The organism is Stenotrophomonas sp. Y6, from assembly GCF_022436665.1.
Lineage (GTDB): Bacteria > Pseudomonadota > Gammaproteobacteria > Xanthomonadales > Xanthomonadaceae > Stenotrophomonas > Stenotrophomonas acidaminiphila_A.
In genome coordinates, this window is the sequence record NZ_JAKUKB010000013.1 from 25,525 (window position 1) to 38,237 (window position 12,713).

10 protein-coding genes are annotated in these 12,713 nt (G+C 70.7%); 1 reads left to right on the forward strand and 9 read right to left on the reverse strand.

Annotated elements, in window-relative coordinates; translation table 11 throughout:
* Positions 1-88 precede the first annotated feature (88 nt).
* Complete coding sequence (locus MKP15_RS15365) at positions 89-1,066, reverse strand: CsgG/HfaB family protein (protein ID WP_233996294.1); 978 nt, start codon at positions 1,064-1,066, stop codon at positions 89-91.
* A 279-nt stretch (positions 1,067-1,345) separates the two neighbouring features.
* Here MKP15_RS15365 and MKP15_RS15370 point away from each other — a divergent pair, with 279 nt between their 5' ends.
* Entirely contained in the window at positions 1,346-2,404 is a 1,059-nt protein-coding gene (locus tag MKP15_RS15370; RefSeq protein WP_240213303.1) for a lipid A deacylase LpxR family protein, read from the forward strand.
* 63 nt (positions 2,405-2,467) lie between these two features.
* Here the strand turns inward: MKP15_RS15370 and MKP15_RS15375 are convergent, their stop codons facing one another.
* The 8 genes from MKP15_RS15375 to MKP15_RS15410 form a co-directional block, all read right to left on the reverse strand.
* Positions 2,468-3,667, reverse strand: a complete 1,200-nt coding sequence (locus MKP15_RS15375) for a D-alanyl-D-alanine carboxypeptidase family protein (protein ID WP_104938031.1) — start codon at positions 3,665-3,667, stop codon at positions 2,468-2,470.
* Between the two features lie 119 nt (positions 3,668-3,786).
* A complete protein-coding gene (locus tag MKP15_RS15380) occupies positions 3,787-5,001 on the reverse strand; it encodes a septal ring lytic transglycosylase RlpA family protein (RefSeq protein WP_240213304.1) in 1,215 nt (404 codons plus the stop codon).
* Positions 4,998-6,134: a lytic murein transglycosylase B gene (mltB, locus tag MKP15_RS15385; RefSeq protein WP_240213305.1), complete on the reverse strand. Its 1,137-nt coding sequence runs from the start codon at positions 6,132-6,134 to the stop codon at positions 4,998-5,000. Before mltB ends, MKP15_RS15380 begins: the two co-directional genes overlap by 4 nt.
* Positions 6,135-6,684: 550 nt before the next feature.
* Positions 6,685-7,815 (reverse strand): rod shape-determining protein RodA, encoded by a 1,131-nt coding sequence (rodA, locus tag MKP15_RS15390; protein ID WP_104938028.1) that lies wholly within the window; start codon positions 7,813-7,815, stop codon positions 6,685-6,687.
* The gene (gene mrdA / locus MKP15_RS15395) at positions 7,812-9,824 is read right to left on the reverse strand and encodes a penicillin-binding protein 2 (RefSeq protein WP_240213306.1); all 2,013 of its coding nucleotides are present in this window, start codon (positions 9,822-9,824) and stop codon (positions 7,812-7,814) included. Before mrdA ends, rodA begins: the two co-directional genes overlap by 4 nt.
* A 3-nt stretch (positions 9,825-9,827) precedes the next feature.
* Positions 9,828-10,313, reverse strand: coding sequence for a rod shape-determining protein MreD (mreD, locus tag MKP15_RS15400; RefSeq protein ID WP_161615648.1), 486 nt, complete (start codon positions 10,311-10,313; stop codon positions 9,828-9,830).
* The gene (gene mreC, locus MKP15_RS15405; RefSeq protein WP_240213307.1) at positions 10,310-11,410 is read right to left on the reverse strand and encodes a rod shape-determining protein MreC; all 1,101 of its coding nucleotides are present in this window, start codon (positions 11,408-11,410) and stop codon (positions 10,310-10,312) included. The genes mreD and mreC overlap by 4 nt, the downstream gene beginning before the upstream one ends.
* A gap of 126 nt (positions 11,411-11,536) precedes the next feature.
* Entirely contained in the window at positions 11,537-12,583 is a 1,047-nt protein-coding gene (locus tag MKP15_RS15410; protein ID WP_054662886.1) for a rod shape-determining protein, read from the reverse strand.
* Positions 12,584-12,713 lie beyond the last annotated feature (130 nt).

Below are 12,713 nucleotides of genomic sequence, written 5' to 3' on the forward strand. Positions count from 1 at the left end.
AAAGCTGCGTTGTCGCTGGCGCCGGTGCATGTGCCGGCCAACGGCCGGCACCTACCCGAAGCGTACCGGCCGCGGCCGGTACCCTCGCTTATTTGGACAGCTCCAGCAGGGTCGAGGAGACCCAGCCCTTGTTGCCCAGCTCGTCCTCGACTTCCCACATCACGCCTTCCTTGTTGCCGGTGGGGTACAGCATCATGCCCGGATCCAGCGAGCGCACCGGCGCGCCGGTGCCCTTGGCGTTGGCCAGCAGGCGGCCCGGGCGGGTCACCGTGACCGCCTGCTGGGCGTTGGCCGCCGAGGCGTTCTCCGGCAGGCCGCCGAGCTGGGCGACGATGTCGGTATAGGCCTGCAGGTAGGCCATGGTGATCACCTGGCCGATTTCGGTATTGGCATAGCCGCCGACGCCGGCCGCACCGAAGCCGCCGCCGCCGAACAGGCCGCCGCCGGCACCGAAGCCGATGTCGCTCTTGCGCGCCGAGCCCTCGGAGATCGCCACCTGCTCGGAGGAGCGCACGTCGGTCACGGTCAGCACCACGTCGGCGGTCTTGCTGCGGAAGTTCAGGCCACCGACGATCGCGCCGGCCTTGCCGCCGATCAGGCCGCCCAGCAGGCCGCCGATGGCGTTGCCGCCGGCGTTGCTGTTCTGGGACACCAGGTCGGGGATCATCACGTAGTCGGCGGCCTTGATCTGGCCCTTGCCGACGTTGGAGCGGCCGCGCAGGTCGCCGCTGGCGGCCAGCTCACGCTCGAACTGGCCGGCGGCCATGCCGGCGCCGCGGTCCACCAGGGTGAAGCAGCGCGAGCGGCTGACGAACACCTTGATCAGCCGCGACGGCGCCGGCAGCTGCTGGCCGGTCCACCAGTTGGTGGCGTCTTCGGGCTCGATCACCGAAATGGTGCCGATCGGGCGCTGGCACACCGGGATCTGGGCGGCCGCCTGCTTGCGCTGCTCCTGCGCCTGGGTACCGGTGTTCTTGAACGACGCCTGCGCCGGCTGGCTGGACAGGACCGCGGCGACACCCACGGTCAGGGCAGCCGCCATCAGCGGCGAAAAGACATTACGCATAGTGTTGTATTCCCCGTTAACCTGCGCCGCGTGGCGGGCGCGTTCCTTTGGTCTGAAAACCCAGCGACAGGGTCCTGGTCCTTGCAGGCAGCCAGTATGGCAAGCGCGGAGTGGTCGGCGGCGATGCTACCGCAGGGCCATGACGCTTTCCAACCGGCACCGGTCACGGTTCGCGGCGCCCGCCGGCGGCGCTGCAACGATGTGATCCGCGATCGCCACTGCGCCCACCCGGCCCGCGCCGTTAAGCTGCGCGCACTTCAACGACCCGGATCCGAGCGCATGCACACCCGCCTCCGGCTGTCCCTGGCGCTGTCCCTGGCGCTGGCCGGCAGCCCCGTCAGCGCCGCGCCCCCGCCGCCCGATACCTGCAGCGGCAGCGCGCTGCACGACCACCCGCCCGCGGTCAATTTCCGCGTGGACAACGACCTGTTCGGTGGTGCCCACCAGGACCAGGGCTATACCAACGGGGCCATGCTGACCCTGGTCTCGCCGAACCTGGCCGACTACACCGACGACCCCTGCCTGCCGGCGCCGGCACGCTGGATCAACCGCCACCTGGAGCGGTTGCAGCCGGGCGGGTTCGAGCAGCAGAACATGATCTTCAGTGTCGGCCAGGGGCTGTTCACGCCGACCGACAGCAGCCGCGCCGACCTGATCGCCGACGACCGCCCCTATGCCGGCGTGCTGCTGGTCAACTTCGGCTACAACGCCCGCAACGGCGACCGCCTGCGCACCACCCAGCTCGCGCTGGGCATGGTCGGCCCGTCCGCACAGGGCAGGCAGGTGCAGGATGCCGTGCACGGCGTGCTCGGCGACGAGAAATTCAGGGGCTGGAAGAACCAACTGCACGACGAGCCGGTGCTGCGCCTGCTGCATGAACGGATGCGGCGCTGGCCGGCGAACAACGCCGCCGGCTGGGGCTGGGACGCGATCAGCCACTGGGGCGGCGCCCTCGGCAACCTGGCGACCTACGGCAACGGCGGCGGCGAAGTCCGCTTCGGCTGGCAGCTGCCGGACGATTTCGGCAGCTCGCCGCTGCGTCCGGCGGGCGAGAACACCGCGCCGACGCGCGGCGGCAGGGCGGCCGGCTGGTCCGGGCACCTGTTCGCGACCGCCGATGCGCGCTGGGTGCTGCGCGACATCACCCTGGACGGCAACACCTTCCGCGACAGCCACCGCGTGGACAAGCGCGCACTGGTCGGCGAGATCGGCTACGGCGTGGCGTTGATGCGCGGCAAGTGGAAGTTCGCGCTGGCCCGCTACCACCGCAGCCGCGAATTCGAGGGGCAGAAGCAGCGGCCGGTGTTCGGCAGCTTCACCATCAGCCGCACGCTGTGATCGCCACGGCCGGCGCCGGCCCATCAAAAAAGCCGGCTTGCGCCGGCTTTTTCGTGGACAGGGTCAGGACTTCCACCACATCATGAAGGCGTCCCACAGGCGCTTGAAGAAGCCGCCCTCTTCCACCGCCTGCACCGCCACCAGCGGCGATTCGGCGACGACCTTGCCGTCCAGCGTCACCTTCACCGTGCCGATCTGCTGGCCGGCGGCGATCGGTGCGACGAGCTGCTTGGGCACGTCCATGCTCGGCTTGAGGTCGGCGTAGCGGCCGCGCGGCACGCTGACCAGCAGCGGCTGCGCCACGCCCAGCTGCACCTCGTCGGCGGCGCCCTTCCACACGTGCTGGGTGGTCACGGCCTTGCCGGTCTCGTACAGGCGGTGGGTCTCGAAGAAGCGGAAGCCCCAGTTCAGCAGCGCCAGGCTGTCATCGGCACGCTGCTTCTCCGACGCGCCGCCCATCAGCACCGCGATCAGCCGCTGGTCGCCGCGCTGGGCCGAACTCAGCAGGCAGTAGCCGGCCGCCGAGGTATGCCCGGTCTTGATGCCGTCCACGCTCGGGTCGCGCCACAGCAGCAGGTTGCGGTTGGGCTGGGTGATGTTGCCTACGGTGAATTCCTTGATCTTGTTGTAGGCGTAGGTTTCCGGGTAATCGCGCACGAAGGCACGGCCCAGCAGCGCCAGGTCGTAGGCGCTGGACTGGTGGCCGTCGGCGGTCAGGCCGTGGGCGTTGACGAAGTGCGAGTCCTTCATGCCGATCTTGGCGGCATAGTTGTTCATCAGCGCGGCGAAGGCTTCCTGGCTGCCGGCCGCATGCTCGGCCAGGGCGATGGCGGCATCGTTGCCCGACTGGATCGCCATGCCCTTTTCCATGTCCTCCAGGCGCGCGGTCTGGTTGACCGGGAACCCGCTGTAGCTGCCATCGGTACCGGCGCCGCCCTCGCGCCAGGCGCGCTCGCTCATCATCACCTGGTCGTCGGGCTTGATCTTGCCGTTGCGGGTCTCGGCGGCCAGCACGTAGGAGGTCATCACCTTGGTGATGCTGGCCGGCGGCAGCGGCATGTGGATGTTCTCGCCGGCCAGCACCTGCCCGGAGGCGTAGTCCATCAGCACCCACGCGGTGGAGGTGGACGGCGCCGGCGCGGGCGGGATCGCCACCTGGGCGGGGGCGGCGGCCGGCGCCGGGGCCGGGGTGGGCGTCTGGGCGGAGGCCAGGCCGATGGCGAACGTCGTGGCCATGGCGGCGGCGGCAAAGCGGAATTTCATCGGAAAGCGGTTCCTGTCGGGACAAGGAATGGAAAACAGGCGGTCATTGTAGGGCGTGGTGGCGGCATCGCACCGGCATCAGCGCCCGATCAGCGTGGCTTCCATGCCGTGTATCGCAGTCAGTCGCGGACGATCTGTGGCCTGCCGAAGCCCAGACCGGTGATGCGGCCGGCAAGTTCCGCCGCCTTGGCCACGTCGTCGGCCGGCACGCGCAGGCGCCACAGGGTGCGTCCGCCACTGACCACGTCGCTGAGCGTGGCGCCGGCGATGCCGGCCGCACTCAACTGCCCCAGCGCGCGGGCGGCGTTGTCGCGGCTGGAAAAACTGGCGACCTGCAGCAGGATCGCGCCCAGCGCGCGTGCCGCGGCATCGGGCGCGGGCGTGGCCGCCACCGGTGCGGCGCCAACCGGCGCCGCCGATGACGATGGGCCGGGGGCCGCCGGCAACGCCTGCACGGCCACCGCCTGCAGCGCCGGACCGGCGGCGTGGACTTCGGCCGGCCGCGGCGTTGCCGGTGCCGGCGCGGCGGCCGGCAGCGCCTGGACCAGCTGGTCCATGCGGCTGGGCGACGGCGGCGCGGCGGCGGTGCTGCCGGCCGTCGCCGCGGCGCGCGCGCGCGCCGGGCGGCGCGTCTCGCGCGAGGCCAGCAGGTTGTCGCTGCCGGGCGTCAGCCCGCGTACTTCCACCCGGCCGGTGCCACGCTGGGTGATGCCCAGCCGCACCGCGGCGGCATAACTGAGGTCGATCACGCGGCCATCATGGAACGGGCCGCGGTCGTTGACCCGCACGATCACCGACTCGCCGTTGTCCAGGTTGGTGACGCGGGCGAAGCTGGGCAGCGGCAACGTCTTGTGCGCGGCGGTGAACTGGTACATGTCGTAGACCTCGCGGTTGGAGGTCAGGCGCCCGTGGAACTTGGCGCCGTAGTAGGAAGCCGTGCCCTGCTCGACGTAATCGTCGACCCGCTCCATCACCCGGTATTCCTTGCCGAGCACCACGTACGGCGAGCGGTTGCCGATGGCCGAGCGCGGCTCGTCGCTGACCACCGGTTCCGGGATGCAGGCTACGTCGGGCACGTAGTCGGGGGTGCTGTCCTTGACGCCCGGGCGGTACAGGCCGCCGGCACTGTAGTGGCCGCGCGTGCCGGGATCCTCCTGTGCCTTGGCGTAGGGCGAACCCTCGGGGCAATGCGCGGGGCGCCCGCCGCGGCCCTGCACCACGCTGCCGTGCGTGGCGCCATGGCCGCTACCGGCGGACTTGGACTTCGGTGGCGCGCTGCTGCAGGCAGCCAGCCCGAGGACGATAAACGCAGGGACCAGCCACTTGCTGTTCATGCCGGCGGCAACTCCTGTCCGGCGATGGCCTGCGACAACTGGAACACGGCCATCGCGTACATCTTGGAAAGGTTGTAACGGGTGATCGCGTAGTAGTTCTGGAAGCCCAGCCAGTACTGCTTGCCGTCGCTGCCTTCCAGGGTGATCGGGGTGGCGGTGGCCCCGGCCGCGCGTACCGGCACCCGCGGGTGGTAGCCGCGGGCGGCCAGGGCGTCGAGGCCCAGGGTCGGCGTCCAGTCGACGGGGTTGAGTTCCTCGCGGCCGGCGTCGAGCGTGGCCGGCACCGCGACCGTGCCGCCGCGCACCCAGCCGCCCTTCTTCACGAAGTAGTTGGCGATGGAGGCGAACACGTCGTCGTAGCTGGTGAACAGGTCGCGGCGGCCATCGCCGTCGCCATCCACGGCATAGTCCAGGTAACTGGACGGCATGAACTGGCCCATGCCCATCGCGCCGGCGTAACTGCCCTTGAGCGCGGCGATGTCCAGCTTCTCCTGCGCGGCCAGTTCGAACAGCTTGGCCAGTTCGTCGCGGAAGAACAGTTCGCGGCGCACTTCGCGCTCGAGCTTCTCCGGGTCGCCGCTGCGCGGGTACTTGAACGCCAGCGTGTACAGCGCATCGAGCACGCGGTGGTTGCCGGTGTTGGCGCCGTAACTGGTCTCCACGCCGATGATCGCCACGATCACTTCGGCCGGCACGCCGCTGCGCGCCTGCACGCGCTGCAGGGCATCGCGGTGCGTGGCCAGGAACCTGCGGCCGCCGTCGATGCGCGCCTGGCTGATGAACATCGGCCGGTACTCGTTCCACGGCTTGACCCGTTCGGCCGGGCGCGCCATGGCGGCGATGATCGGTTCGCGGATCTGCGCCTGCGCCAGCACCGATTCGATGTAGGCCGGGTCCAGCCGGTAGCGCGCGGCGGTATCGCGTACGAAGTTGGCGCGCGCGGTCTCGAACGGCACCGGGGTCAGGTCCACCGGCGGCAGGTCGGACCTGCGCTCGGGGACGGCTTCGGCCGGCGTACCGCCGGTGCCTATCGGTTTGCCCGCCGCGGGCGGAGCGGGAGCAGGCGCCTGGGGCTGGGTCGCGCAGGCGACCATGCCCAGGGTGAGACAGCAGACCAGAACACGTCGAATCATCAGCCGAGATTAACAGGTCATTGATGAATTTCCATCAATAACACCATGAATCGCAAAGGGATTGGAAGTGCCCGGGACGGGCGGCCCGGGAGCCGGCGGTAGTCCATGCGACCACCCGGCAACTGAATGCGCTGCCAGCGGAAAGTACCGGCGCGGCGCCCTGCCCGCTCCCCCTCCGCACCCGGCGCGGAGGGCGGCCCGCTGCACGCACCGGCCTGTCCGCACCTGCCGCGACCGAGCGCACGTTTCCTGCCGGCCACGCGCGAGCCGGAACGCGCCGCACCACGCCAGCGGACGCCAGAAAAAATCTGGGCACCGGCTGCACCCCCCATCCCAGTGGGTGCAGCCGGTGCCCGGACCGGATCGCGACACGTGCCGGGCGTCTCCCCACGCCCGGCCGGCGGATCCCGGCCTTGCCGTCCCGCGGATTCGCAGGCCGGCCGCCACGGCGCGACGCGTCCGGTGGCGGGGAGCATTGTGACGCTTTTGTTAATTCCGGTGTTTGATCGTGATCAACCCTGGCCGGACCGGCGTCGCAGTTTCCGCCGGCTCAGCCGTGGCCGCCGTGCACCGGGTTGTAGCTGCGCGCGGCCATCACCAGGCCGAACCCGGCCAGCAGCGACACCGCGGCGGTACCGCCGTAACTGATCAGCGGCATCGGCACGCCCACCACCGGCAGCAGGCCCGAAATCATGCCGCCGTTGACCAGCGCATAGACGAAGAACGACAGGCCGGTGGCGCCGGCAACCAGCCGCGAGAAGCCATCGCGCGACTGCGCCGCGATCCACAGGCAGCGGCCGATGATGAAGATGTACAGCGCGATCACGATCGCCACGCCCAGCCAGCCGAATTCCTCGCTCAGCACCGAGAACGCGAAGTCGGTGGTCTGCTCGGGAATGAAGTTCAGGTGCGACTGCGACCCCAGCCCCCAGCCCTTGCCGGTCAATCCGCCCGAGCCGATGGCGATCTTGGACTGGATGATGTTCCAGCCAGCGCCCAGCGGATCGTTGTCCGGATCACGGAAAGTGAGGATGCGATCCTGCTGGTAGGGACGCAGGAACGAGAACCACGAGATCGGCGCGAACAGCACTACCGCCAGCGCGCTGCCGCCGACGGTGCCGGCGGTGATGAACCACCACCATGGCATGCCCGACAGGTACAGGACGAAGACGCCGCTGGCGGCGATCAGCATGGCGGTACCCAGGTCCGGCTGCAGCATCACCAGCGCGGTGGGCACGCCGATGATCAGGCCGGCGACCAGCACCACCGGTATCCGCGGCGGCAACGGCATCCGGTGCAGGTACCACGCCACCATCATCGGCATGCTCACCTTGAGCAGCTCGGCCGGCTGCAGGTAGAACAGCTTCAGGTCCAGCCACTGGCGCCCGTACTTGCCGGTGCCCAGCACGAACACCGCCAGCAACGGCAGCATCGACAGCGCGTAGATCATCGGCGTCCAGGCGCGGATGCGCAGCACCGGCACCCGCGCGATCGCCCACATCGCCACCAGGCCCACCGCGAAGCGCGCGCCCTGGGCCATCACCAGGCCGCTGCCGCCGGCGCTGTCCAGCACCGCCAGGCCCATGCCCATCAGCGCGCACAGCGCCAGCAGCAGCGGCCAGTCGAGGCCGCGGGTAAGGCGCTGCGCCATCTCCAGCAGCCAGCGCAGGAAGTCCCTCATCGCCGTTCCTCCTGTACCGGTTCCGGCGACGATGCCGGTGACGGCGCCGGTACCGGTGTCGGGGACGGCTCGCCCGCCGGCACTACCGTGGGAGCGGGGGCGGAGGTGGCGGAACCGGTATTGGCCGCCCCTTCGACCACGCCGCTGGCATCGACGGCCTGCTGCACCTCGGGCATCACCCCGAGCAGCCACGCATCGAACACCTTGCGCGCGATCGGCGCCGCCGCCGCGCCGCCATAGCCGCCGCCCTCGACCGCGACCGCGATGGCGATGCGCGGGTCCTCGGCCGGGGCGAAACCGATGAACAGCGCGCGGTGGCGCAGGTGCATCGGCAGGCTCTTCGGGTTCACCGCGGCGGTGCCCTTGCGGCTGACCACCTGCGCGGTACCGGTCTTGCCGGCCATCAGGTACGGCGCCCCGGCCGCCACCCGCCAGCCGCTGCCGCCCGGCTGCATGGTGCCCATCATGCCTTCGCGCACGGCCTGCAGGTTGCCGGGATTGGGGCTGATCGGCCGCGGTGCGGGCTGCGGCAGCGGCGTCCAGTCATGGTCGAAGCCGACCTTCTGTTCGACCACCAGGTGCGGCCGGCGCAACTGCCCGGAGGCCAGCCCGCCGACGCCGCGCACCAGCTGCAGCGGGGTCACTTTCCACAGGCCCTGGCCGATGCTGGCGTTGACCATGTCGCCGGGATACCAGCGCTCGTTGCGCAGCCGCGCCTTGGCCGCCGGCGACGGCAGGATGCCGCCGATCTCGCCGGCCAGGTCGATGCCGGTGGGCTGGCCGAAGCCGTAGTGGCCGCCCATGTACTGGTCATAGCGCTCCACGCCCATGTCCACGCCGAGCTGGTAGTAGTAGGTGTTCACCGACTGCGAGATCGACTTGCGCAGGTCGGTCCAGCCGTGGCCGCCGCGATTGGCGTCGCCCCAGCCGCGGCTCACGCCCGGCAGGTAGAACATGCCGCGCGAGAGGATCTTGTCCTCGGGCCGGCGCAGGCCGCTGTCGAGCCCGGCCAGGCCCAGGAACGGCTTGACCGTGGAGCCCGGCGCCACGCCGCCCAGCACCAGGCGGTTGAACTGCGGCCGCGAGGGGTTTTCGTTGAGGCGCTTGAAGTCGGCGTGGGAAATGCCGTTGACGAACAGGTTGGGGTCGTACGAAGGCAGGCTGACCATGGCCAGGATCTCGCCGGTGCGCGGGTCGATCGCCACCGCCGACCCTTCCTGCTCGCCGAACGCGGTCACCATCGCCTGCTGCAGGTCCACGTCGATCGACAGCCGCAGGTCGGCGCCGGACTGCGCCGGTACCCGGCCGAGCGTGCGGATCGCCCGGCCCTGCACGTTGGTCTCCACCCGCTCGTAGCCGATCCTGCCGCGCAGCCGGTCCTCGTAATAGCGCTCCAGCCCGGACTTGCCGATATGGGTCAGCGCCGCATTGCCCTCGCCCAGCTCCTGCAGGTCCTTGTCGTCGACCCGGCCGACATAGCCGATGACATGCGCCAGCAGGTCGCCGTAGGGGTAGCGGCGGGTCAGGTACGGCTCCAGCTCCACCCCCGGGTAGCGCCAGCGGTCGACCGCGAAGCGCGCCATTTCCTCGTCGCTGACGCGCAGCTTCAGCGTCACCGGCATGAAGCTGCGCCGCGCCTTGCGCGACTGGTTGAAGCGCTCGATGTCCTCGTCGCTCAACGAAAAGATCGCGCGCAGCCCGGCCAGCGTGGCGGCCATGTCCTGGACCTTGTTCGGGGTCACGTCCAGGCGGAACGCCGGCACGTTCTCGGCCAGCAGGCGGCCCTTGCGGTCGTAGATCAAGCCGCGCCCGGGCACCACCGGCCGCGCCTTGATGCGGTTGGCTTCCGAGCGGGTGGCGTAGACGTCGTGGTCCAGCACCTGCAGCTTGAAGTACCAGCCGGCCAGCACGCCCAGCCCCAGCAGCACGCCGAGGAAGCCGACCGCCGCACGGCGCCGGAACTGCTCGACCTCGGCCTGCGGGTTCTTGTGCTGGCGCCGCCCGTACATGGCTCAGGGCCCGCGCTTGCCCAGCCGCGCGGCGTCCAGCAGCACGTAGATCGGCAGCCACAGCAGCATGCCCGGCAGCGGCGCCCACCAGTAGCTCCACGGCAGCAGCGGCTCGGCGGTGAACAGGTGCACGGCGGCGCTGATGATGCGGTCGTTGAGCAGCAGCCCGCCGATCGCCAGCGCCTGCTGCGACAGCGGGAAGAAGCGGATGCGCGCGCGGAAGCGCTGCAGGATGAAGGCGAACACCACCAGCCGCAGCGCCTGCTCGCCGAGGATCCCGCCATACAGCAGGTCGGCCAGCAGGCCGATGATGAAGGCAAAGCCCAGCCCGACCCGCTCCGGGGTCTCGATCACCCAGTAGCCCAGCACCAGCGCCAGCCAGTACGGGCGGATGGGCTGCAGCAGTTCCGGCAGCGGCACCAGCCCCAGCAGCAGGGCCAGCGCGATGCTGGCGGGCAGTACCCAGCCGCGGTTGCGCAGGCGGCTCATGGCCGGGTCTCCTGTGGAAGCGTGGGCGCGCGGTCGGAGGTCGCGGGGCGGGGCGAAGGCGGGTTGGCGGCGGGCGCGGCGCTTTCCGGCGCCGGCGGGGTCGGGCGCGGCGCATCGGCCGCGCCGCGCTGCGTTGCCGCGGCCGCGGGACGCGGGCCGCTACCCCCGGATGTCCCGTTGTCCGGCGCCGGACGCGGGCCGGGCACCGTGTCGCCGCCGCCCGGCGGCTCCAGGCCGCTGGTCACCGGCATGCGCGGGATCTGCGGCACCGAGCGCAGCAGCAGCACGTCGCGGCCGCGGTCCAGCTTGGCCGCCGGCTCCAGCGCGCCGACCAGGAAGGCATGGGTATCGTCCGGCCGCAGTTCCACGATCCTGCCCACCGGGAAACCGGCCGGGAAACGCCCGCCCAGCCCGGAGGTGACGATCTCGTCGCCCACCTCGACCCCGGCGCTGAGCGGGATGTCACGCAGTTCGAGGCGGTCGCCGCGGCCATAGGCGATCAGGCGCACGCCGTTGCGCGCGACCGTCACCGGCACCGCGTGGTCGGGGTCGGTCAGCAGCAGCACGGTCGAATGCAGCGGGGTCACCGCGATCACCTGCCCCATCAGGCCACCGGCATCGATCACCGCCTGGCCGATGTGCACGCCTTCGCGGCTGCCGGCATCCAGCACCAGGCGCTGCTTCACCGGGTCCAGGTCGATATCCAGGATCGGCGCCAGCTGCACGTCCAGCCCGGCGCGCTCGGCCACGTTCAGCAGCTCGCGCAACTGGGCGTTGTCCAGCGCCGCGGTCTGCAGCCGGGTCAGGCGCGCGTTGGCCAGCAGCAGCTGGTTGCGCAGTTCGCGGTTCTCGGCGACCAGCTGGTTGTGGCTGGCGGCGTTGTCGCGCACCGAGGCGCCCAGGCGCCCGGGCAGGCCGGCCAGCGCCCACACCGGCTGCACCGCCACCGCGGCCTGGGTGCGCAGGCGCGACAGCCAGCCGCCCTGGTCGTCCAGCACGATCAGGGTGATCGCCAGGGCCAGGTAGGCCAGCAGCCGCAGGGTGCTGCTGGCGTCGCCCTGTCGGGAGGCTACGGGGGGACCGGCATAGGGCGGCACGACGGACTTCAGCTGGAAAAATACGGGAGAAGGATGCGACGACGCCCCGGCGGTGCGATGCCCGGCGCCTGCGCGCCAAGGGCACCGCGCCGCAGAGGCGCGGGCGCGGTAGCGGGCCGGTGCGGCTTATTCCGGCGCAAAGAACTCGTTGCCGTGCATGTCGACCAGCTCCAGCGCGCGGCCACCGCCACGCGCCACGCAGGTCAGCGGGTCGTCGGCCACCTGCACGTGCAGGCCGGTTTCCTCGGAGATCAGCCGGTCCAGGTCGCGCAGCAGGGCGCCACCGCCGGTGAGCACGATGCCGCGCTCGGCGACGTCGGCGCACAGTTCCGGCGGCGTCTGCTCCAGCGCCAGCTTGACCGCCGAGACGATCCCGGACAGCGGTTCGTGCAGGGCCTCGAGCACCTCGTTGGAGCTGATCTTGATCATCTTCGGCACGCCCTCGGCAAGGTTGCGGCCGGAGATTTCCATCTCCTGCACCTCGGCCTGCGGGTAGGCGCAGCCCAGTTCCACCTTGATGCGCTCGGCGGTGGCTTCGCCGATCAGCATGCCGTGGTTGCGGCGCACGTAGTTGGTGATCGACTCGTCGAAGCGGTCGCCGCCGATGCGGACCGAGGCCGAATAGACGATGCCGTTGAGCGAGATCACCGCCACCTCGGTGGTGCCGCCACCGATGTCGATGACCATCGAGCCGCGCGCCTCGGTGACCGGCATGCCGGCGCCGATGGCCGCCGCCATCGGCTCCTCGATCAGGTACACGTCGCGCGCGCCGGCCTCCTCGGCCGATTCCTTGATGGCGCGGCGCTCGACCTGGGTCGAGCCGGCCGGCACGCACACCAGCACGCGCGGGCTCGGGCGCAGCACGCGCGACTTGTGCACCTTCTTGATGAAGTGCTTGAGCATCGCCTCGGTGTAGGTGAAGTCGGCGATGACACCGTCCTTCATCGGGCGGATGGTGGTGATGTGCCCCGGGGTACGGCCGAGCATCTGCTTGGCCTCGGCGCCGACGGCGGCCACCGAGCGGGTACCGCCGATGGCGCGGTCCTGGCGCACGGCCACGACCGACGGCTCGTTCAGCACGATCCCCTGCCCGCGCACGTAGATGAGGGTGTTGGCCGTGCCCAGGTCGATGGACAGGTCATTGGAGAACATGCCGCGGAGCTTCTTGAACATCTGGGGAGTGATCCTGAGGGCGCGCGCCCACGCCGGATGGCGAAAAAATGGGCAGAAAACGAGGTTGGCTAGCCTATCAACCCACCCCGGCACGGGCAAGGAAAATCCATGCCCGCAGCGGGTTTGGAGG

Excerpts from the sequence above, each read along its gene's own strand:
- MKP15_RS15365 (WP_233996294.1), bottom strand. The coding sequence starts at position 1,066 with ATGCGTAATGTCTTTTCGCCGCTGATGGCGGCTGCCCTGACCGTGGGT.
- MKP15_RS15370 (WP_240213303.1), top strand. The coding sequence starts at position 1,346 with ATGCACACCCGCCTCCGGCTGTCCCTGGCGCTGTCCCTGGCGCTGGCC.
- MKP15_RS15375 (WP_104938031.1), bottom strand. The coding sequence starts at position 3,667 with ATGAAATTCCGCTTTGCCGCCGCCGCCATGGCCACGACGTTCGCCATC.
- MKP15_RS15380 (WP_240213304.1), bottom strand. The coding sequence starts at position 5,001 with ATGAACAGCAAGTGGCTGGTCCCTGCGTTTATCGTCCTCGGGCTGGCT.
- mltB (WP_240213305.1), bottom strand. The coding sequence starts at position 6,134 with ATGATTCGACGTGTTCTGGTCTGCTGTCTCACCCTGGGCATGGTCGCC.
- rodA (WP_104938028.1), bottom strand. The coding sequence starts at position 7,815 with ATGAGGGACTTCCTGCGCTGGCTGCTGGAGATGGCGCAGCGCCTTACC.
- mrdA (WP_240213306.1), bottom strand. The coding sequence starts at position 9,824 with ATGTACGGGCGGCGCCAGCACAAGAACCCGCAGGCCGAGGTCGAGCAG.
- mreD (WP_161615648.1), bottom strand. The coding sequence starts at position 10,313 with ATGAGCCGCCTGCGCAACCGCGGCTGGGTACTGCCCGCCAGCATCGCG.
- MKP15_RS15410 (WP_054662886.1), bottom strand. The coding sequence starts at position 12,583 with ATGTTCAAGAAGCTCCGCGGCATGTTCTCCAATGACCTGTCCATCGAC.